The sequence below is a fragment of the Phenylobacterium sp. SCN 70-31 genome (assembly GCF_001724605.1).
Classification (GTDB): Bacteria; Pseudomonadota; Alphaproteobacteria; order Caulobacterales; family Caulobacteraceae; genus Phenylobacterium.
On the sequence record NZ_MEEX01000038.1, the window covers coordinates 1 to 19783 of the forward strand.

19 protein-coding genes are annotated in these 19783 nt (G+C 70.2%); 10 read left to right on the forward strand and 9 right to left on the reverse strand.

Annotated elements, in window-relative coordinates; all coding sequences use genetic code 11:
• Positions 1–314: hypothetical protein (locus ABS78_RS21190; protein WP_293384238.1), on the reverse strand; the 314-nt coding region annotated here is incomplete at its 3' end.
• Between the two features lie 141 nt (positions 315–455).
• Between ABS78_RS21190 and ABS78_RS21195 the strand changes: the two genes are divergently transcribed.
• The 4 genes from ABS78_RS21195 (at position 456) to ABS78_RS21210 (ending at position 5012) form a co-directional block, all read left to right on the forward strand.
• Positions 456–1106, forward strand: a complete 651-nt coding sequence (locus tag ABS78_RS21195) for an outer-membrane lipoprotein carrier protein LolA (RefSeq protein WP_293384241.1) — start codon at positions 456–458, stop codon at positions 1104–1106.
• A 257-nt stretch (positions 1107–1363) separates the two neighbouring features.
• Complete coding sequence (gene xth / locus ABS78_RS21200) at positions 1364–2170, forward strand: exodeoxyribonuclease III (RefSeq protein WP_293384244.1); 807 nt, start codon at positions 1364–1366, stop codon at positions 2168–2170.
• Between the two features lie 7 nt (positions 2171–2177).
• Positions 2178–2855, forward strand: coding sequence for an endonuclease III (gene nth / locus ABS78_RS21205; protein ID WP_293384247.1), 678 nt, complete (start codon positions 2178–2180; stop codon positions 2853–2855).
• A 141-nt stretch (positions 2856–2996) separates the two neighbouring features.
• Positions 2997–5012 carry a TonB-dependent receptor gene (locus tag ABS78_RS21210; protein WP_293384250.1) on the forward strand — a complete coding sequence of 672 codons (2016 nt, stop codon included), beginning with the start codon at positions 2997–2999 and terminating at the stop codon, positions 5010–5012.
• A 37-nt stretch (positions 5013–5049) separates the two neighbouring features.
• On the opposite strand, the gene ABS78_RS21215 is transcribed toward ABS78_RS21210, so the two are convergent.
• Positions 5050–6840, reverse strand: a complete 1791-nt coding sequence (locus ABS78_RS21215) for an oligopeptide:H+ symporter (protein WP_293384253.1) — start codon at positions 6838–6840, stop codon at positions 5050–5052.
• Between the two features lie 234 nt (positions 6841–7074).
• Between ABS78_RS21215 and ABS78_RS21220 the strand changes: the two genes are divergently transcribed.
• Complete coding sequence (locus ABS78_RS21220) at positions 7075–7572, forward strand: DUF427 domain-containing protein (protein WP_293384256.1); 498 nt, start codon at positions 7075–7077, stop codon at positions 7570–7572.
• 22 nt (positions 7573–7594) lie between these two features.
• Here the strand turns inward: ABS78_RS21220 and ABS78_RS21225 are convergent, their stop codons facing one another.
• The 3 genes from ABS78_RS21225 to ABS78_RS21235 form a co-directional block, all read right to left on the reverse strand.
• A complete protein-coding gene (locus tag ABS78_RS21225) occupies positions 7595–8098 on the reverse strand; it encodes a hypothetical protein (protein ID WP_293384259.1) in 504 nt (167 codons plus the stop codon).
• A 103-nt stretch (positions 8099–8201) separates the two neighbouring features.
• Positions 8202–9557: a glutamate--cysteine ligase gene (locus tag ABS78_RS21230; protein ID WP_293384262.1), complete on the reverse strand. Its 1356-nt coding sequence runs from the start codon at positions 9555–9557 to the stop codon at positions 8202–8204.
• A gap of 156 nt (positions 9558–9713) precedes the next feature.
• Complete coding sequence (locus ABS78_RS21235) at positions 9714–10445, reverse strand: 16S rRNA (uracil(1498)-N(3))-methyltransferase (RefSeq protein WP_293384265.1); 732 nt, start codon at positions 10443–10445, stop codon at positions 9714–9716.
• A gap of 35 nt (positions 10446–10480) precedes the next feature.
• Here ABS78_RS21235 and ppk2 point away from each other — a divergent pair, with 35 nt between their 5' ends.
• The 4 genes from ppk2 to ABS78_RS21255 all read left to right on the forward strand — a co-directional run bounded on the left by ppk2 (position 10481) and on the right by ABS78_RS21255 (position 13721).
• A complete protein-coding gene (gene ppk2, locus ABS78_RS21240; RefSeq protein WP_293384267.1) occupies positions 10481–11233 on the forward strand; it encodes a polyphosphate kinase 2 in 753 nt (250 codons plus the stop codon).
• A 9-nt stretch (positions 11234–11242) separates the two neighbouring features.
• Positions 11243–11767 carry an AAA family ATPase gene (locus ABS78_RS21245; protein ID WP_293384270.1) on the forward strand — a complete coding sequence of 175 codons (525 nt, stop codon included), beginning with the start codon at positions 11243–11245 and terminating at the stop codon, positions 11765–11767.
• A gap of 138 nt (positions 11768–11905) precedes the next feature.
• Positions 11906–13165 (forward strand): winged helix-turn-helix domain-containing protein, encoded by a 1260-nt coding sequence (locus ABS78_RS21250; RefSeq protein ID WP_293384273.1) that lies wholly within the window; start codon positions 11906–11908, stop codon positions 13163–13165.
• 172 nt (positions 13166–13337) lie between these two features.
• Positions 13338–13721 (forward strand): endonuclease domain-containing protein, encoded by a 384-nt coding sequence (locus ABS78_RS21255; protein ID WP_293384276.1) that lies wholly within the window; start codon positions 13338–13340, stop codon positions 13719–13721.
• A 133-nt stretch (positions 13722–13854) separates the two neighbouring features.
• Here the strand turns inward: ABS78_RS21255 and ABS78_RS21260 are convergent, their stop codons facing one another.
• The 4 genes from ABS78_RS21260 to ABS78_RS21275 form a co-directional block, all read right to left on the reverse strand.
• Positions 13855–15642, reverse strand: coding sequence for an ABC transporter ATP-binding protein (locus ABS78_RS21260; protein ID WP_293384279.1), 1788 nt, complete (start codon positions 15640–15642; stop codon positions 13855–13857).
• Positions 15643–15972: 330 nt separating this feature from the next.
• Positions 15973–17364 carry an SRPBCC family protein gene (locus tag ABS78_RS21265; protein WP_293384282.1) on the reverse strand — a complete coding sequence of 464 codons (1392 nt, stop codon included), beginning with the start codon at positions 17362–17364 and terminating at the stop codon, positions 15973–15975.
• Positions 17361–18308: an acyl-CoA desaturase gene (locus ABS78_RS21270; protein WP_293384285.1), complete on the reverse strand. Its 948-nt coding sequence runs from the start codon at positions 18306–18308 to the stop codon at positions 17361–17363. Before ABS78_RS21270 ends, ABS78_RS21265 begins: the two co-directional genes overlap by 4 nt.
• Positions 18309–18310: 2 nt before the next feature.
• Positions 18311–18622 (reverse strand): metalloregulator ArsR/SmtB family transcription factor, encoded by a 312-nt coding sequence (locus ABS78_RS21275; RefSeq protein ID WP_293384288.1) that lies wholly within the window; start codon positions 18620–18622, stop codon positions 18311–18313.
• A gap of 69 nt (positions 18623–18691) precedes the next feature.
• On the opposite strand from ABS78_RS21275, the gene ubiA reads away from it, so the two are divergent.
• Positions 18692–19627, forward strand: coding sequence for a 4-hydroxybenzoate octaprenyltransferase (gene ubiA, locus ABS78_RS21280; RefSeq protein ID WP_293384291.1), 936 nt, complete (start codon positions 18692–18694; stop codon positions 19625–19627).
• Positions 19628–19783: the final 156 nt, after the last annotated feature.

The following is a 19783-nucleotide window of genomic DNA, read 5'->3' on the forward strand; positions in this document are numbered from 1 at the left end:
CGGTCGCGCTCGTCATAGGTGATCCGTTCGGGCGGCTCGGGACGCTCCAGCGCCTCGGGGCGCTCGACCTCGGGCTCGAGCTGGGGCCGGGCGGATTCCGCCAGCGCCGAGGGCGGGGGCAGACGCCCCTCGCGCCGGACGCGCATCGCCAGGGCGATGGCCAGGCGGACGGACGCGAAGCTGCGATTGAAGACCTCGAACAGCTGGAGCCTGCGGCCCAGGTCGCCCTCGACCTCGGCCGCCTGGGCAAACCCCATCCCGAGGCCGAACGCGGCCTCACGCATGGCGTCGAGCTGGTCGATCTCCGCAGACATGAGAACAAAAATAGAACAAAAGTCATGTGGCGTCAAGACAGGCGCGCCGCGCGGCCGTCGGGCGGCTCGCCGAAGCGCGTACGATCGGCCAAATTGCCGCCGTTCTGGCGCGGTACAGGTTCAGCGAGCTACGGAGACCGCATGAAGCCGACACGACGCAGCATCGCCCTCGCCCTCGCCGCCACGCCGCTCGCCGCCTCGCCGCTGGCGGGGCCGGCCTTCGCCCAGGGCCCGCTCGCCCCCGCCGACAAGGCGCTGGTGGATCGCGCGGTGGCCTATCTGGAGGGCCTGAGCGAGGCCAAGGCGCGCTTCGTGCAGACCGACGCCCGCGGCCGCCTGACGACCGGCCAGCTCTTCATGAAGCGCCCCGGCAAGGCGCGTTTCGCCTACGACCCGCCGTCGGGGCTGCTGGTGGTTTCGGACGGCGGGGTGGTCTCGGTGCAGGACAAGCGCCTGAAGACCTTCGACCAGTATCCGCTGTCGGCCACGCCCCTGTCGCTGTTCCTGGCCCGCACGATCCGCCTGGACCGGGGCGTGACGATCACGCGGGTGGCGCGCGCCGCCGACGGATTTTCGATCACCGCCCGCGACGGGAAGAAGGAAACGGCCGGCCAGATCACCCTGACGTTCACCGACAACCCCCTTGCGCTTGCAGGCTGGGCGGTTACTGATGCTCAAGGACGACCTACGCGTGTGCAACTCCAGGGTCTGGAGCGCGCCTCGGGCCTGGACCGGTCGCTGTTCGTCCTGAAAGACCCCCGGCCTAAGGCTCCCGGACGCGGAAAAGTCTGACGCCGGCGTCGAAAGTGCGCCTTTTCAGACACACGCAAGCTTTAGCGATAAAGTCCTTTGACATTTTGTCATACTGTGGCGATATTATCACTACGTCGTCGGCGCACGGTTGCGCTGGCGGGTCCGTGCCGGAACCTATCCCCTCCCGGCGGCGGCATGAGAGACGACTAACGACCCGGACGCTTCGCAGCGTCCGGGTCTTCTTTTGCCGGCATTTGGCGTACCCCCTCGCGACCGGCATTCGGTAAGACATGGCCATGCGCCTTCGAATCTGCACGTGGAACGTGAACTCGGTCCGACTTCGCGCCGAACAGGCCGCCCGGTTCGTCGCCGAACAGGCGCCGGACGTGCTGTGTCTCCAGGAGATCAAATGCCGCGAGGGCGAGTTCCCCGTGAACGCCTTCCGCGACATGGGCCTGCCGCACCTGAAGATCGCCGGGCAGAAGGGCTGGCACGGGGTGGCCATCGCCTCGCGCCTGCCGCTGGAGGACGCCCGGCCCCTGGACGTCTGCCGCGAGAAACACGCCCGCTGCGTCGGGGCGACGGTGGCCGGCGTCGAGATCCATAACTTCTACATCCCGGCCGGCGGCGACCTGCCCGACCGGGAGCTGAACCCCAAGTTCGACCACAAGCTGGACTTCTACGAGAAGCTGACCGCCGACCTGGCCCAGCGCGATCCCAAGGCCCCGCTGGCCATCGTCGGCGACCTGAACGTGGCGCCGGGCGAATTCGACGTCTGGAACCACAAGTACATGTCGAAGGTGGTCAGCCACACGCCGGTCGAGGTCGAGGCCTTCCGCGCGATGGAAGCCGCGGGCCAGCTCGTCGACCTCACCCGCTCGACCACCCCAGAGCCCGAGAAACTGGCGTCGTGGTGGAGCTACCGGGCCGCCGACTTCCGCCAGTCGAACCGCGGCCTGCGCCTGGACCACATCCTGGTGAGCCCCGGCCTGCGCGACGCCGCCTGGCGCCTGGGCGCGCCGGCCAGCCGGGTCCACGACGACGTGCGCGCGTGGGAGCGCCCCTCGGACCACGCCCCGGTCAGCGCCGACCTGGTGCTCTGAGGCGCCCGTGCCGGTCCGCAAGACGCCCCCCCGGAAGCGGCTCAAGCCGGCCGAACAGGCCCGGATCGCCGAACTGTTCGACCGGTTCGAGCGCGAGGAGACCGATCCGCGCACCGAGCTGGACTACCACAGTCCCTACACCCTGGTGGTCGCGGTCGCCCTCTCGGCCCAGGCGACCGACGTGTCGGTGAACAAGGCGACGGCGAAGCTGTTCGCCGCGGCGGATACGCCGGCGAAGATGCTGGCGCTCGGCGAGGCCGGCCTGAAGCCCTTCATCTCGTCGATCGGCCTCTACAACACGAAGGCCAAGAACGTGATCCGGATGGCCGAGATCCTGCTGGCCGACTACGGCGGCGAGGTCCCTCTGGTGCGCGAGCAGCTCCAGGCCCTGCCCGGCGTGGGCCGCAAGACGGCCTCGGTGGTGCTGAACGAGCTGCGGATCGAGCCGGCCATCGCCGTCGACACCCACGTCTTCCGCGTCTCGCACCGCCTGGGCCTGTCCACAGGCAAGACGCCCGACAAGGTCGAGGCGGACCTGATGGCGGTGGTCCCCGAGCCCTACCTGACCCGCGCCCACCACTGGCTGATCCTGCACGGCCGCTACACGTGCGTCGCGCGCCGGCCCAAATGCGACGCCTGCCTCGTCGCCGATCTCTGCCCCAGCCGGCATCTGTTCGCGGGCTGACGCGGCGCAGGGGAAATCTTGCCGCAGCGTCGAGAACGGCGACGAACCTGTCCCCGATTTAATCCACCTTACATCCATTTAACTCGCCCGATCCGAGCCGCCGCGCCACGTCTCGCCCCACGAATGGGGGGAAGACACCGAATGCCGATCATGTCGCTGCTCGCGCAGGCCGCGGCCGCCGTCGCCGCGCCGGAGGCCGCCGCGGCGCCGCAGGAGGGGGTGATCGGCTATCCCCCCGCGTTCTTCGCCGCCCAGCAGCCGGCCAATGCGTTCGAGATGATCCAGCGCCTGCCCGGCTTCGCCTTCACGAACGGCGACGCCATCCGCGGGTTCGAGGGCGGCGGCGGCAACGTCCTGATCGACGGTCAGCGGCCGACCAGCAAGACCGACAATCTCGAGGAACTGCTGCGCCGCGTGCCGGCCAACCAGGTGGAGCGCATCGATCTGATCCGGGGCGGCGCGCCGGGGATCGACATGCAGGGCCGCACCGTGATCGCCAACGTCGTCCGGAAGCCCGGCGCAGGGGTCCAGGGCGTGGTCCAGGCGGCGGTGAACCGGATCTACGACGGGCGCGCGCCCTACGGGATGCGGCTGGAGCTTTCGGGCGGCGAGGGCCGGCGCAAGTGGGAAGGTTCGGCCCGCTTCGGGTTCGGCGTCGACGACGGCCTGGGCGACGGTCCCGGCGTGCATGTGAGGCCGGACGGGACGGTGCTCCGGCAGGCCCGGCTCGAGACCGAGGGGGACGGCGGCAACTACACCGTCACGGGCGCCTACGAACAACCGGTGGCCGGCGGCAGCGCCCGCCTCAACGCCCGCCACTTCGGCGACAAGTTCAAGGTGGAGATCGACGACATCGTCACCTTTCCCGCCCCGCGCCTCGAAACGGTGGACGAGACCTATCGAACCTTCGAGAACGAGATCGGCGGCCGCTTCGCCCGCGACCTGGGCGCGCGCAGCGGGCTGGAGCTGGTGGGCCTGCACCAGACCCGCGACCGGGAGATCACGTCCCGCTTCGAAAGCCCCGCGACGCGCAACCACTTCGGCATCGAGCGCGAGACCGAGGAATCGATCGCCCGCGGCGTCCTGCGCCATCGCCTGACGGACGCGCTGTCGCTGGAGGGCGGCGGCGAGATCGCCCGCAACCGGCTGCACAGCCAGACCCTGCTGACGGTGAACGGCGCGCCGGTGGCGGTGCCCTCGGGCAATGTGCGGGTGCAGGAGACGCGCCGCCAGGCCTTCACGCGGGCGACCTGGAAACCCACGGCGGAATGGACGGTCGAGACCGGTCTGCGCTACGAGGCCTCGCGCATCTCGTCGCGCGGCGACACGGTGCTCGACAAGACACTGCACTTCGTCAAGCCTAGGGCCTCGGCGACCTGGGCGCCGCGGCCTTCCACCCAGGTTCGCCTGCGCATCGAGCGCGAGGTGGGCCAGCTCAACTTCGACGACGTGGTCGCCTCGGCCAACTTCACCGGCACAGGCGTGACGTCGGGGAATCCCGACATCGAGCCCCAGCAGGCCTGGGTGAGCGAGGTGTCGCTGGAGCAGCGGTTCTGGGGCGATGCGGCGGTGGTGCTGACCTATCGCCATTTCGCCCTGCGCGACGCGATCGACCGCGGACCGGACCCCTCGGGCGCCTTCGACGCGCCGGCCAATATCGGCTCTGGGACGAAGGACGAGTGGGTGGCCAACCTGACCCTGCCGCTGGACCGGCTGAAGATCCGCGGCGGACAGGTCCGGGGCCAGGTCACCTGGCGCGACTCCGAGGTGGCGGACCCCACGACGGGGGAGGCGCGCGAGATCTCCAACCTGCGCCCCCTGGAGTGGGAAGCCTCGTTCACCCAGGACGTACCGACCCTGCGGATGACCTGGGGCGTCGACGCCTTCGGCGGCTGGCGGCAGACCTCCTACCGCTTCAACTCGATCGATACGACCAAGCTGAAGACCTATGTCCGGCCTTTCGTCGAATGGCGGGCGCAGACCGACCTGACGGTGCGGGCCGAGATCCCCAACGTGACCAGCCGTGGCCTGCGCCGCACCCGGCAGGTGTTCGACGGCGCGCGGTCGGCGGGCGAGGCGCCCGTGCGGATCGAGGACCGGGACTACCAGTTCGGCCGCATGTACTACGTCCGCATCCGCAAGACCTTCGGAGCCTGAGAGACGCGGTCAGGACTTCCCACTCAGGACTTCCCAGTCAGGACTTCCCAGTCTGGGGCCCGCCGTCCGGCGCCGCCTCGATCGGGGTCGCGCCGTCGGCGCCGTGGGCCCAGTGCTTGATCAGGAAGCTCAACGCCACGAACGCCACGCCGCAGCCGACACCCGCCCAGCCCAGCTTGTTGAAGCCGTCCATCGAGGTGGCGAAGGCCGCCGCGTTGTCCAGCACCTGGCCACCCACCGTCTCGGTCCCCATGGCGCCGGCGATCAGGCCGCCAACGTACTGGGCGATGGACGAGGCCAGGAACCAGACCGCCATCATGAACGACACCACCTTGGCGACGCTGAGCTTGGTGATCTGCGACAGGCCCACCGGCGAGAGGAACAATTCGCCCGTGGTGTGCAGCAGGTAGAGCAGCGCCAGCATGAACAGCGGCATCCGGTAGTCGACCGCCAGACCCTGGCCCCAGACCACCACCAGGAAGCCCAGCCCCACCTGGATCAGGCCCAGGCCGAAGGTGAGCGTGGGGTTCAGGCTGCGCCCGCGCCGGCCCAGCCACGCCCACATCGCCGCGAAGATCGGTGCGAAGATCAGGATGAAGCCGGCGTTGAACGACTGGGTCTGGCCGGCCGTGACCGGTCCCAGGTCGACGTTGCGCGCCGCGAACAGGTTGAGCGAGGTGCCGGCCTGCTCGAACAGGGTGAAGAAGACCACCGAGCCGAAGATCAGCACCAGCGCCAGCATCATCCGCTCGCGCTCGACCTTGCTGATGGTGGTCAGGAACCAGACGACGAAGCCCAGGGCGGCGACCGTTGAGGCGATCAGCGCCACGCCTACGATGTCGTTGCGCTGGACCAGGAACCAGACCGGGATCACGCCCAGCAGGCCGCCCAGGTAGATCAGGCTCTCGCGGCTGAGCGGGCCGGCGACCCTGGCCTTCAGCAGCTCGGGGTCCGGCGGCTCGCCCTTGCCCTCCAGCAGGGGCTTGCCGAGGATGAAGACGACGAGGCCGGCGGCCATGCCGACGCCCGCAAGGCCGAAGCCCGCCCACCAGCCGAACTCCAGCCCCAGCCAGGCGCAGAGCACCGAGGCCCAGAAGGCCCCCAGGTTGATGCCGTAGTAGTAGAGGGTGAACCCCGAATCCCGCCGCGGGTCGCCCTGGGGATAGAGCTGGCCGACGATGGTGGAGATGTTGGGCTTCAGGAAGCCGACGCCCATGATGATGAGCGAGACGGCGAGATAGAAGGCGTTCTGGCCCAGGGGGTCGATCTGCTTCTTCAGTTCGTACTGGCCCGCGGGCAGTTCGGCCGGCAGCGGCGCGTCGGCCGGCAGGCCCTTGATCGCCAGGCCGCCCGCGGGGGTGGCGGCGAACTCGTAGGGCTGGTCGGCGACCATCAGCCGGACCTGCCGCGCCTCCATCCGGCCCTCGACCGCGACCGGATAGCTCTGGCCCGCGTAGACCAGGGTCTGTTTCGTCGGCTCGCCCTCGACGGCCATCGTGAGATGCCCGGCCACCAGCAGGATGGCGCCGAAGGCGACGGCCTTGCGCGTGCCCAGGTAGCGGTCGGCCAGCAGGCCGCCGATCAGCGGCAGCAGGTACACGAGCGAGGTGTAGGAGCCGTACTGCGCGCCCGCCTTGCCGTCGTCGAACAGCAGGTGCTGGGTCAGGTAGAAGATCAGGATGCCGCGCATCCCGTAGTAGGAGAACCGCTCCCACATCTCGGCGAAGAACAGGATGATCAGCCCGCGCGGGTGGTTGCGCAGCAACTGCATGAGCACGGGCGCGCCGGTGACCAGCGTCACCACGAGGCCGATGAGGAAGATCGTCATGTCGAGGGGGTTCCGGTTTCCCTGGGCTCATGCTGGCGGATGGCGGACTTTGCCCGCCCCGCGAATTCCGGCGCGAGAAAATCACGCGGAAACGGCCAGCACAAGCAAACCTGCGCCCGGCGATGCGGACCTGACAGGGGCGGGCGCGAACGCATAGGATTGCAGCCTCCGGCGATCCCGCGCGTTTGGCCGGATGACGAGCCGCCCCGCCGAGACGCCCGAAAGGAGCCGCCCATGACCAAGCCCGACCCGAACCATCCGATCACGGTGGCGCCGGCGACGACCCGCTGGCGGGCCGTCTTCGGCGGGCATGTGATCGCCGACTCGGCCGACGCCCTGGTCCTGAACGAGAAGGCCTATCCGCCGGTGATCTACTTCCCGCGCGAGGACGTCGAGATGGTGTTCCTGTCGCGCACCGACCGCCGCACCCACTGCCCCCACAAGGGCGACGCCGCCTACTACACCATCGCGCGGGACGGGCGGATCGCCGAGAACGCGGTCTGGACCTACGAGACGCCCTACGACCACGTCGCGCCCATCGCAGGACGCCTCGCGTTCTATCCCGATCAGGTGGAGCTGCACGCGGTGGACGACGCCGCGGTCAATCCGCATCACCGCGAGACCGACGTGGACGCCATCGTCCAGCACACCGACGCCGGCGACGGCCGCTCGCAACGCGAGCACTGGCCGGCCAACGTGGAGACGCCGGGACTCGACGGCGGCGGACGGTAGAGCGGGCCGCCCGGCCTCCGGCTCAGCCCTTGAGGGTGTCGGCCGACGTGGCCAGCGCCAGGCGGGCGCCGGTGTACTCGACCTCGTCCGTGACTTCGCGGACGCACCACCGGGGCACGTCGAACTTCATCGCGGCCATGCGATTGGTCGCTTCGCACTCGGCGGTCAGCAAACCTTCGAGGGCGCCTTCGAACACGTCGATGGTGAAGGCGCCGACCTTGTGGCGCAGCTTGGACAGCCTCTTGCCCGGAAGGACGCTCAGGACCTCGTACTCCTCGGCCGAGAGGTAGAGGTTGGTCATCGGGCCGATCAGCGGGTTGTCGGGCGCGTACTTCTTGGCGAGCTTGTAGGTCATCTCGCCGGTGGCCAGATCGGTCGTGCGCCGGAGCCGGAGGCGGCCGCCGTCCACGTACAGGTCCTCGATCCGGCGCGCGCGGCCGGGATCGAGCGCCGGCACGCTCGCCGCGTCCACCAGGAAACGGCGCTCGGCGACCCAGTGGGCGTACTTCGGCAGCTTGACGGGCATTTCAGTCCTCACGCGGCCGCGACCGTTCGGGGGCGAACCTCGCCGGAGCGCGCGCTCATCGTCAAGCCGTCGGCTGAACGGAATGGGCGCGTCGACGAGGAACTCAATAGGCGAAGTCCTCGAACACCCGATCGACGTCGCCGCCCCAGCGGGTCTCGTACAACTCGAGCAGGCGCTCGGCCGGCGTCACGCCCGTCTCGGCGATGTGTTCGAGTTCGGCCAGATAGCCGCTCTCGTCCACCATGCCGCCGGAGAGGCGGTTGCGGTTCTTCAGGCCCTGCTTGGCGATGGCGAGCAGGTCGACGGCCACGTCCCGGACGGTGCGTCCGGCGATCTCGGCCCTGAGGCCCCGCCGGGCCACGTCGGCGCGCAGCCGCTCGTGATCCTCGATCGCCCAGTCCTTGCAGAGGTCCCAGGCGGCGGAGAGCGCGGCCCCGTCGTAGAGCACGCCCATCCAGAGCGCCGGCAGCGCGCAGAGGCGACTCCAGGGGCCGGAGTCGGCGCCGCGCATCTCCAGGTACTTCTTGAGACGCACCTCGGGGAAGATGGTGGTGGTGTGGTCGGCCCAGTCCTTGATCGTCGGCCGCTCGCCGGGAAGCTCGGGCAGCCGGCCGTCCATGAAGTCGCGGAACGAACGCCCGGCCACGTCGATGTAGCGGTCGCCGCGCTTCACGAAATACATCGGCACGTCCAGCGCATAGCGGGCGTAGGTTTCGAAGCCGAAGCCGTCGCGGAACACGAAGTCCAGCATCCCCGTGCGGTCGGGATCGGTGTCGGTCCAGACGTTGGCGCGGCTGGAGACCAGGCCCGACGGCCGGCCCTCGACGAACGGCGAGTTGGCGAACAGCGCCGTGGCCAGGGGCTGCAGGGCCAGCGACGTGCGGAACTTCGCCACCATGTCGGCTTCGTCGGCGAAGTCGAGGTTCGCCTGCACCGTGCAGGTGCGGAACATCATGTCGAGGCCCAGGCCGCCCACCTTGGGCATGTAGCGGCGCATGATGGCGTACCGGCCCTTGGGCATCACCGGGATCTGCTCGCGGGTCCAGTTGGGCGTGAAGCCCAGGCCCAGGAACCCCAGCCCCAGTTCGTCGGCGACGGCCTTCACCTCTTCCAGGTGCTGGCCGGTCTCCTCGCAGATGTCGTGAACGGTCTCGAGCGGCGCGCCCGACAGCTCGAACTGGCCGCCCGGCTCCAGGCTGACATTGGCGCCTCCGCGCTCGAGCGCGATGACGTTCTCGCCCTCGTACACCGGCGCCCAGCCGAATCGCGTGAGCCCGTCCAGCAGCGCCTTGATACCCTGTGGCTCGTAGGGGACCGGCGAATGGTCGGCGAGGCGGAAGACGAACTTCTCGTGCTCGGCGCCGACCCGCCACTGGCTGGCCGGCTTGGCCCCCTCGGCCATCCAGCGCACCAGATCCTCGAAGACCAGGGGTCTATCGTCGCAGGCGGCCTCGGCCATGCATATCCTCCGCGGCCAACGCCGTCCCGATCCCGGGGAGATGCATCCCCCGACCGACCGCGTCTTTACGCCGTCAGGATAGGTGGGCGCAATTCCGCGCCGCTCAAGCCCACCGCCCCATCGGAAGATCGTTCCGGCGGCGGCGGCGTCCCGAGGTCATCGCCAGTCGCCCGCCGCCGCCTGCCAGAGCGCCAGCGCGGTGATGGCGGCGGTGTCGGCCCGCAGGATGCGCGGCCCCAGAGTGGCCGGCGTGGTGAACGGCGCCGCCCGCAGCCCCTCGCGCTCACGCGGCGAGAAGCCGCCCTCCGGCCCGATCAGGACGGCCCAGGGCTGTCCCGCGCCCTCCGCCACCGCCTCCAGGACCGGCCGGGCGTCGCCGGCCTCGTCGCAGAACAGCAGGCGCCGGCCGCCTTCGTCGCCCGAGGCCCAGCCCGCCAGGAGGCGGTCCAGCTTCACGGGGTCGGCGACCTGGGGCACATCGAGGCGGCCGGTCTGTTCCGAGGCCTCGACGGCGATGGCCCGAAGGCGGTCCACGCGGGTGTGATCGGCGTTGGTCCGCTCGGTGATCACAGGCCGGACGCGCCGCGCGCCCAGCTCGGCCGCCTTTTCGACGATGGTCTCCAGCCGCGCGCGCTTCACGAGCGCGACGACCAGATCGAGATCCGGACCGTGCGCCTGCGGCCGGGCCAGGGCCTCCGCGCGCAGGCGCACGGCGCGCTTGCCCACGGCCTCGACGACCGCGCGCCATTCACCGTCGCGGCCGTTGAAGACGGCCACGGCGTCGCCGACCGACAGCCGCATCACCGCCGCCAGATAGCGGCTCTGGCCCTCGTCCAGCTCCAGAGGCGCATCGGCCGAGAGATCGTGGGGAACGTGCAGTCGGATCATTGTCCCTTCCTTACGTTCCGGCGCATGGTGGCGTCATGGCCAAAGACGACGACGACATCGAAGCCCTCCAGCTCGCCCTGGTCCGCTTCCAGCAACATGCGATCCAGGCGGGCGAGCGCGACCTGGTGATCTTCGAGGGCCGCGACACGGCGGGCAAGGACGGGGCGATCAAGCGCATCGTCGAGCACCTGTCGATCCGCGCGACGCGGGTGGTGGCGCTGCCCAAGCCGAACGACCGGGAACGGACGCAGTGGTACTTCCAGCGCTATGTGGAGCACCTGCCGGCCGCCGGCGAACTCGTGATCCTGAACCGCTCCTGGTACAATCGCGCCGGGGTCGAGCGCGTGATGGGCTTCTCCACGCCCGACGAGCAGGAGACGTTCCTGCGCGACGTCCCGGTCTTCGAGCAGATGCTGACCCATTCCGGCGTGCAGATCGTCAAGCTGTGGCTGGACATCTCCCGGGACGAGCAGGCCAAGCGGCTGAAGGCCCGCACCACCGATCCGCTGAAAGCCCTGAAGGTCAGCGCCCTGGACGCGGTCGCCCAGGAGAAGTGGGGCGACTATTCCGCCGCCCGCGACGAGATGCTGAAGCGCACCCACACCGCCGAGGCGCCGTGGACCGTCGTGCACACCGACGACAAGAAGACCGCCCGCGCCAACATCGTGCGCCACCTGCTGAAGGTCCTGGCCCCGCCGGAGATCGCCGACAAGATCGATCCGCCGGACCCGAAGGTGGTGTTCGGCTTCGAACCCTCGGCTCTCGCGGACGGCCGGCTGGAGCCCTGAGCGCGGGCCGTGCAGATCATCTTCGTCCACGGTCCCGCAGCGGTCGGCAAGCTGACCGTCGGCCGCGCCCTGGCCGCCCGGACGGGCCTGGCCCTGTTCCACAACCACCTCGTGGTGGACGCGCTGCTGTCGGTCTTTCCGTTCGGCAGCCCGGCGTTCGTGACGCTGCGCGAGCGGATGTGGCTGGACGTGTTCGAGGCCGCGGCCCGCGAAGGAACCTCGCTGATCTTCACCTTCGCGCCCGAGGACACGGTCTCGGAGGGGTTTCCCGAGGCCATCGCCCATCGCCTCGCGCCCCACGGCGGCCGCATCCGGTTCGTCCGGCTCACCGCGTCCCCGGAGATCCAGGAGGCCCGCATCGACGCGCCGTCGCGCAGGGGCACGGGCAAGCTCACCGACCTCGAACTGCTGCGGCGCCTGCGGGCCGACGGTCGCCAGACCTATCGCGACCTGCCGGCCGAACTGGTGATCGACACCGGGGAAACCGATCCGCAGACGGCCGCGTCGCGCATTTCGGATCACGTGGGGATCTGAGACGAATGTTCCGGTTTCGTGCGCACGCCCGCCGAGACGTTAAGCCTGTCTCTTAACCCTGTATTTACGTTCGTTGTTCTTTTTTTGTTCATGACGTAAACTGAGCGGCGACGTCGGCGCTATTCCCCTCGGAGACCCATGGCCCGCACCATCCTGACCGCGGCCGAGGCCCGTCGCATCGCCCTGGCCGCGCAGGGGTTCGGCGACAGGGGCTTCGGCGACAGGGGCTTGGGGGGCGACCGCGCGTCGCCGGTGGACCGGCGGCGTCTGACGCGCCTGGTCGAGCGGCTGGGCGTGATCCAGATCGACTCGGTCAACGTCGTCTCCCGCACCCACTACCTGCCGGCCTTCTCGCGGCTGGGCGCCTATCCGCGCGAGCTGCTGGAGGAGATCGCCTGGGGCCGGAAGCGGCCGCTGTTCGAATACTGGGCGCACGAGGCGTCGCTGCTGCCGCTCTCCACCCAGCCGCTGCTGCGCTGGCGCATGGACGACGCGCGCGAGGGGGTGGGCGTCTGGAAGGGGATCGGCCGCTTCCTGCGCGAGCGGCGGGACTTCGTGGACCGCGCGCTGGGCGAGATCGCCGCGCGTGGGCCGCTGGCCGCCTCGGAACTCGACCTGGGCCACAGGGGCGAAGGCGGATGGTGGGGCTGGAGCGAGGGCAAGCGGGCGCTGGAGGGCCTGTTCTGGGCCGGCGAACTGACCACCGCCACCCGCCGGGGCACGTTCGAACGGGTCTACGGCCTGCCCGACAAGGTGTTGCCCAGAGCCGTCCGGGAGACGCCCACCCCGCCCCGCGACGTGGCCCAGCGCGGCCTGCTGGACATCGCGGCGCGCGCCCTGGGGGTCGCCACCGAGCGCGACCTGCGCGACTATTTCCGCATGGGCGTGGCCGACACGCGCTCGCGCCTGCATGAGATGGTGGAGGCCGGCGCCCTGGTCCCGGTCGCGGTGAAGGGCTGGCGCGAGCCCGCGTTCCTGCATCCGGCGGCGCGGCGGCCGCGCCGCATCGAGGCCGCGGCCCTGCTCTCGCCCTTCGACAACCTGATCTGGTTCCGCGAACGGACCGAGCGGATGTTCGGCGTCCGCGTGCGGCTCGAAATCTACACCCCGGCCGAGAAGCGCACCCACGGCTATTACGTCCTGCCCTTCCTGGAAGACGACGCCATCACCGCCCGGGTCGATCTGAAGGCCGACCGAAAGGCCGGCGCGCTCCTCGTCCAGTCCGCCCACGCCGAGCCCTGGGCCACGCCCGAGACGCCCGCGCGGCTGGCGCACGAGCTGAAGCGCATGGCCGGATGGCTGGGCCTGGAGCGCGTGGAGGTGAAGCCCCGCGGCGACCTGGCGGAGCGGCTGGGGGCGGAGCGGCTGGGGGCGGAGCGGCTGGGGGCGACGCTATGAGCGCCTGCCTTGCGCCCCCTCCGTCTCGCCCGTTCCGCGCGATCCACCTCCCCCGCCATGCGGGGGAGAACCTGAATGTGTCGTTGATCCTGGTTCCTCCACCGTATCGCGGGGGAGGTGGCCGGCGACAGCGTCGCCGGACGGAGGGGGCGCAAGGCGGCCGCGCCGGATCATGAGATCGCCCACCCCGACGCACGCCTTCGCCAGGAAGCTCCGCCGGGGCCTCAGCCTGCCGGAGACGCTGATCTGGACACGTATCCGAGGCCGCGGACCCGGCCGGCCGGCCTATCGCCGGCAGCACCCCATTCACCCCTACATCCTGGATTTCTACTGCGCCGCCGCTCGCCTCTGTGTCGAAATCGATGGCCAGGGCCACGGGTTCGGCGATCGACCGGCCCGCGACGAGAGGCGCGACGCCTTCCTGCGATCGCGCGGGATCGAGGTCGTGAGAATCCCCGCCGCTTCGGCGCTCGACGACCCCGAGGCGGTCGCGGGGTGGATGCTGGAGATGGCCCGCGAACGTCTCGGGTCGCGGCCTCGCGCCCCCTCCGTCTGACGGCTTCGCCGCCAGCCACCTCCCCCGCCTTGCGGGGGAGGACCTGAAGTGAGCCGACATTTCAAGCTCCTTCCCCGCATCGCGGGGGAGGTGGCTCGGCCTGCAAGGCCGGGACGGAGGGGGCGTAGCGGCCTTAGCCCACCCCCTCCGTCACCGCGTGCAGCCGGGCGTAGGGGCCGCCGCGCGTGACGAGGTCGGCGTGGCGGCCTTCCTCGACGATGCGGCCCTCGTCGAACACCAGGATGCGGTCGGCGCCGCGTATGGTCGACAGGCGGTGGGCGATGACGATGGTGGTGCGGCCCGTCATCAGCTCCTCCATCGCCGCCTGCACCTGCCGCTCGGTCTCGACGTCCAGCGAGCTGGTCGCCTCGTCCAGCACCAGGATCGGCGCATCGGCCAGGAAGGCGCGGGCGATGGCCACCCGCTGCCGCTCGCCGCCCGACAGCTTCACGCCCCGCTCGCCGACCAGGGTGTCGTAGCCCAGGGGCAGGCGGCCGATGAAGTCGTGGGCGCGCGCCCGGCGGGCGGCCAGCACGATCTCGTCCGTCGTGGCGTCCGGCCGGGCGTAGCTGATGTTGTCGGCCAGCGACCGGTGGAACAGCGCCGGATCCTGGGGCACAACGGCGATGGCGCGCCGCAGGGACCCCTGGCTCACGGTGGAGATGTCCTGGCCGTCGATCAGGATCGCGCCCGCCTGGATGTCGTACAGCCGCTGGATCAGCTTCACGAAGGTGGACTTGCCCGAGCCCGTCGGCCCGACCAGCGCCACCCGCTCGCCCGGCGCGATGCGCAGGGTGAAGCGGTCGTAGAGCGGCCCCGCCGCCGACTTGTAGGCGAAGGTCACCCGGTCGAAGACGATCTCGCCCAGGTCGGCCCGGAAGGCGGGCGCGGCCGGCCGGTCCAGCACCTGGGGCGCGGTCTGCGCATAACGGGCCACGTCCTCGATGTCGTCCATCCCCTTCTGCGCCATGCGGATGTTCTCGCCGATGTTGCGCAGGTAGCCGCTCATCAGCATGAAGGCCGTCACCGCGAAGGTGATGTCGCCCACGGTCGCACGGCCCTGGACCCACTCGCGCAGCAGCAGGCCGGTGAGGCCCGCCTGGAGCGCCACCAGCATCAGGTTGTGGAGCAGCCACAGGTCTGTGAACCGGCCCCAGGTCTTCATGGTGGCCTTGCGCCACATCTCGGTGACGCTCGCGATCCGCCCCTCCTCGCGCGCCTCGGCGCCGAAGGTCTTCACCGTGGCGTTGGACGAGATGGAGTCGGCCAGCGCGCCCCCGATGCGCGAGTCCAGCGCCACCGAGCGCAGGTTCGCCGGCCGCGCCCAGAGCGCGGTCAGGAAGATGTTGGACAGCACGTACAGCACCGTCACCACGCAGGCGAAGACGCCGACGGCCGGCCAGCGGACCAGCATCATCACGCATAGCCCGCCCAGCACGACGGCGGCCGGACCGAACCAGATCAGCACGGCGTCGGTGACCGTGTCGTAGCCCCACATGGCCCGGCTGAGCCGCCGCACCGTGGCGCCGGCGAAGGTGTCGGCGTGCCAGTCGGACGAGAAGCTCTGGACCCGGCGGAAGCCGTCGTCGGTCATCTCCTTCATGTTGGTGGCCGAGAACGGGATCAGGAACCGCATGGCGGTGTTCCGGATCACGGAAAAGGCCAGGTAGACGCCCACGAAGATCGCCCAGGCCCGCCAGGCGGGATCGGCGTTGGCGGGGCCGCCGGCCACGGCGTCGACCATCCGGCCCGCCGCCCAGGGCAGCATCAGGTCGAAGCCGATGGCGACCAGGGTGAGCCCGATCGTCACGGTCATCAGCCAGGGCCGGCGGCGCCAGTAGGTGGATATGAACCCCAGGACCTTGCGGTTCGAGAGCTGGCGCTCGCGGGTCTCTTCTTCGTCCTCGTAGTGATCGGTCATGACGGTCTCGGATACGGGGCGTCGGACCGGGCGCCGTGCAGGGCGCGCGCAGGTCCGGCGCGGATGTCGACGGATGGCGGTGAAGCGGAGGCGCCGGGCCGAAGGGGCTCGGCGGGCCACGTATTCGCGGTGGAGGTCGGGCGCGCGGCGTCGCTTCGGGACGGGAGCCTGTCGGGCCCCGCGGCGAAGCGGTTCGGGCGACTTAACGGTGCGGCGGCGGCCCGAGGCGGAACACGCGGGAGAGGTTCTTTGCGGCAGATGTCATTCTGACGGACCTCCCTCGTCTGCTGGCCTCGAAGGGTTGAAGGCTAGGCGGGGTGAACGAGGCGGTCAAGGAAGGGGATCGGCGAGACCGCCGCTTGCAGGCGATGGTTGCGCCCGAGCCACACTGGCCTCCGCCGTTCGGCGGATGTGGTCCAGAACGCGGGCGTTGTTCGCCTGGATCGCCCAACGCGCCATGGGCGCCCAGTAGGCCACCGGCTCCAGCCGCAGGCGATGCTCGGCGCGCTCCACGAGACGGGTCCCGCCCGAGGCCGTGGGCCACAGGTCGAAGCTGGTCCAAGCCGTCTCGAAGTAGCCGATGGCATGCGGCGCATGGACGATCCTGTGCGGACTCAGTTCGCGCATCGCCGGCGGCTGGATCAGCACCTCGAACGCCAACCGCCGCCCCGGCTCCCAGGCCGTCACCCGCTCGTGGGCCTCGCCGGTCGAGAAGACACCGATCCGCTCGGCGCCCACGCCCGCACCACGGAACTCCGCGCGCAAGGGATAAGCCAAGCCCAGGCGGAACGGCAGGGCAGGCTCGGGGCCGATCTCGCCCATGTCGATCAGCGCCGCCCAGACCAAAGAGGGCGGCGCGTCGATCTCGATCGTCTCATGGGTGATCAGCAGGGTCTCGGGCGGCATAGCTGCGTCCACGGCGAAGGCCAGGGGCATGATGGCCAGGCTCATAACGACGGGCTTGGTCCGCGCGCGACCGGCGATGGCGAACTCACGGCCCACCAGGCCGCCGACGATCGCCGGCCCGGCCATGATCGGCGAAGCCATCACCATGCAGATCCCGCCTTCGAGGCCGAAGGCGATCAGCATGGCCGACCCGATGAACGTCGCACCGAACACCCAGCCGGCCGTTGCGCCGGCGCTGCGCGGCTCCGTCCGACGGTTGACCAGGAAGCCGGTGGCGAATCCCACCAGGAGCGGCGAGAGGACGAAGAGGCCAAAGCCGTAGGCGCCGAAGACGAGCGTGCTCGCCGCCACGGCGAAGACCATCAGGCCGGTCCCGGCCAGAATCGCCTGGGTCACGGCGGCCCACCCGTCGCCGCGCCAGGCCTCGGCAGAGACCGGAGACGGACGCCTGAGCATCGGGGCGAGGACAAACCAAGCAAAGGCGGCGAACTGGATCACCGGTACGATCGCGACGGCCGCCAAGCCGGCGTCCGCCCCGTCGGAGGCGGTGCGTCTGAACGACAGCAGCGCCAGCACGCAGGCCACGGCCAGCATCAGCACCAGCCCGCCGGCCAGAAAGGCGGGCGGCAAGCCTTCAATCTGCGTCAGCCGACGAAAAGGCAGGAGCCACAGCCCCCAGTCGCCGACGGTCAGCTCCGTCGCTCGCGCCGCCCACAGCACGTAGAGCGGCTGGCTGGCGTAGGCCGCGACACACCCTCCCGCATATGACAGCGTCCCGCACGGCGTCTGCGGATCGAAGAGTCGGCGCAGGTTCATGGCCGGGGCGCCAGCTGGCGCCCCACGGGACAGCCCTGGCCGCTCCGACGCAGGCGGCGCAGCCCGGGGCGGAACGGAAGCTGCTCCGGCGTGACGATGTCCCAAGCGAGGCCCAGCCGCTCCAGCGCCTTGATCAAGGCCCATCCCAGGTCGGCCTGCCCAGGATACAGGCCCAACTTCGCCGAGCCCGGGAAGGCGTGATGGTTGTTGTGCCAGCTCTCGCCCATGCTGATCAGGCCGGCGATCACCACGTCGTGGCCCTGAACCGAGGCGCCTTCGACCAGGTAGGTCTGGGGGCCTTCGCGGTGCGCATAGTGGCCGACCAGCCAATGGCCTGTGACGCTCGCCGTGACCCGCGCGCAGACGCCCCAGACCACCCAACTCCAACCTCCCAGGGCGTAGAACAGCACGGCCCAGGGAAGCTGCTGCAGCATCCACGTCCGTTCCATCCAGGCATAGACACGATCCGCCGCGAGCCGCGGTTCGAGCCGGAAGGCCGGCGGACGATCCAGCGCCAGCTCGCAATGCATCTGCCACCAGGCATCGCGCCAGAAGCCGGCGCGGTGGCCGAAGTAGCCATGGCAATCGGGCTGGCGCTGCGCCCAGTCGCGCAGGTCGTGCAGCCGGACCATCCCGATCGGCCCGGCCATGCCCACCAGCACGCCCAGATAGACCAGAAGGTATTCCAGCCACAGCGGGCACCTGAAACCGCCGTGGATCAGTCGCCGGTGCATTCCGACCGAATGGCCCGCGCAGAGCGTGACAGCGGTGGTCACGAGAAAGAGTGCGAACGCGTCCCACGCGAACGTCAGCGGACCGGCGATCAACACCGTCACGGTCATGCCCCCGATCCAGAGAGATTTCCGTGGCGCCCATAGCACCCGCCCCGAGACCGGGTCCGCGCTCTCGCCTTCAATTCGCTCGGAGCCCGGAACCAGACGCATCGCTATCCCTCCCGTCCGCGCTTGATCTGCGCGCTCTCGTTCTTCAGGGGGGTGGCCACCGGACAGACGTTCTGGACGAAGCCGTTCAGGGTGTTGACGAGGTTCTCGCGGACCAGGGCGTACCAGACGAACTGACCCTTCTTCTCGCTGGTCACCAGTCCTGCATTCTCCAGGATCTGAAGGTGCTTGGAGATGGCGGGCTTGCTCATCTCGAACTTCGCCGCGATCTCGCCGGCGGTCAGTTCGGCCTCCGACAGATAGGCCAGGATCTTGCGCCGGGGCGTCGAAGCCAGAGCCTCGAAGATCTTCTCCATCGGGCTAATTTCCTAATTAACTTTCAAGTTAATTGACTAAATGTCAGAGGCGTTGTCAACCCGGCGGCGATGACCGAGCCCAGGGCGACATCCGACACCCCCCTGCCCGACGCCGCGCCGACCAACTGGGTGGACCGGTGGGCGCCCGTGGCGTTGCGGCCGTGGCTGAAGCTGGGGCGGTTCGACCGGCCGGCGGGGATCTGGCTGCTGATGCTGCCCGGCTGGCAGGGGATCGCGCTGGCCGGGGCCATGCAGGGGCGATGGCCCGATCCCGTCCTGCTCCTGCTGTTCCTCCTGGGGGCGGGGCTGATGCGGGCGGCGGGGTGCGCCTACAACGACATCGTCGACCGCGACATCGACGCCAAGGTCGCCCGGACGGCGGCGCGGCCCGTGGCTTCGGGACGAATCACGGTGAAGCAGGCGTGGGCGTTCACGCTCGGCTGCTGCCTGGCGTCGCTGGCGATCCTGCTGATGCTGCCGCCCCTGTGCTGGCTCCTCGGCGTCCTGTCGCTGGGGCTGGTGGCGGCCTATCCGTTCATGAAGCGGATCACCTGGTGGCCCCAGGCGTGGCTGGGGCTGACGTTCAACTGGGGCGCGCTGATGGGATTCGCGGCGGCGGCGGACGAACTCTCCCCGTCGGCCGCCCTGCTCTACGCCGGCGGCGTCTTCTGGACCCTGGGCTACGACACCATCTACGCCATCCAGGACCTGGAGGACGATGCGCTGGCCGGCGTGAAGTCGTCGGCCCGGCGGCTGGGCGCGGCGGCGCCCGGGGCGGTGATGGCCTTCTACGCCGTGGCCGCGGCCCTGGCCGCGATGGCCGGCGCCCTGGCCGGACTGGGTCCGCTGTTCTGGGCGGGCCTCGCCGTCTACGCCGCCCATCTGCTGGCGTTGCAGGGCCTCCGCGTGAAGGTGGACGATCCGGCGCTGGCGCTACGGCTCTTCCGGTCCAACAGCCTGGCCGGCCTCATCCTGTTCGCAGCCGTGGCGGCCGGCTCCCTCTGACCGCACGCGCCAGCGAGAGGCGGGCTTCAGCGGGAGGCGGGCGTCAGCGCCGCCCGACCCATCCCGGCAGACGCATCTTCTTCGGCTTCGCCGCCCGGCGCAGGCCCAGCAGCCTCATCAATCCCGCAAGCATCACGCACCTCCACACACTCCAGG

Excerpts from the sequence above, each read along its gene's own strand:
- ABS78_RS21195 (WP_293384241.1), top strand. The coding sequence starts at position 456 with ATGAAGCCGACACGACGCAGCATCGCCCTCGCCCTCGCCGCCACGCCG.
- xth (WP_293384244.1), top strand. The coding sequence starts at position 1,364 with ATGCGCCTTCGAATCTGCACGTGGAACGTGAACTCGGTCCGACTTCGC.
- ABS78_RS21210 (WP_293384250.1), top strand. The coding sequence starts at position 2,997 with ATGCCGATCATGTCGCTGCTCGCGCAGGCCGCGGCCGCCGTCGCCGCG.
- ABS78_RS21215 (WP_293384253.1), bottom strand. The coding sequence starts at position 6,840 with ATGACGATCTTCCTCATCGGCCTCGTGGTGACGCTGGTCACCGGCGCG.
- ABS78_RS21220 (WP_293384256.1), top strand. The coding sequence starts at position 7,075 with ATGACCAAGCCCGACCCGAACCATCCGATCACGGTGGCGCCGGCGACG.
- ABS78_RS21225 (WP_293384259.1), bottom strand. The coding sequence starts at position 8,098 with ATGCCCGTCAAGCTGCCGAAGTACGCCCACTGGGTCGCCGAGCGCCGT.
- ABS78_RS21230 (WP_293384262.1), bottom strand. The coding sequence starts at position 9,557 with ATGGCCGAGGCCGCCTGCGACGATAGACCCCTGGTCTTCGAGGATCTG.
- ABS78_RS21235 (WP_293384265.1), bottom strand. The coding sequence starts at position 10,445 with ATGATCCGACTGCACGTTCCCCACGATCTCTCGGCCGATGCGCCTCTG.
- ppk2 (WP_293384267.1), top strand. The coding sequence starts at position 10,481 with ATGGCCAAAGACGACGACGACATCGAAGCCCTCCAGCTCGCCCTGGTC.
- ABS78_RS21250 (WP_293384273.1), top strand. The coding sequence starts at position 11,906 with ATGGCCCGCACCATCCTGACCGCGGCCGAGGCCCGTCGCATCGCCCTG.
- ABS78_RS21255 (WP_293384276.1), top strand. The coding sequence starts at position 13,338 with ATGAGATCGCCCACCCCGACGCACGCCTTCGCCAGGAAGCTCCGCCGG.
- ABS78_RS21260 (WP_293384279.1), bottom strand. The coding sequence starts at position 15,642 with ATGACCGATCACTACGAGGACGAAGAAGAGACCCGCGAGCGCCAGCTC.
- ABS78_RS21265 (WP_293384282.1), bottom strand. The coding sequence starts at position 17,364 with ATGAACCTGCGCCGACTCTTCGATCCGCAGACGCCGTGCGGGACGCTG.
- ABS78_RS21270 (WP_293384285.1), bottom strand. The coding sequence starts at position 18,308 with ATGCGTCTGGTTCCGGGCTCCGAGCGAATTGAAGGCGAGAGCGCGGAC.
- ABS78_RS21275 (WP_293384288.1), bottom strand. The coding sequence starts at position 18,622 with ATGGAGAAGATCTTCGAGGCTCTGGCTTCGACGCCCCGGCGCAAGATC.
- ubiA (WP_293384291.1), top strand. The coding sequence starts at position 18,692 with ATGACCGAGCCCAGGGCGACATCCGACACCCCCCTGCCCGACGCCGCG.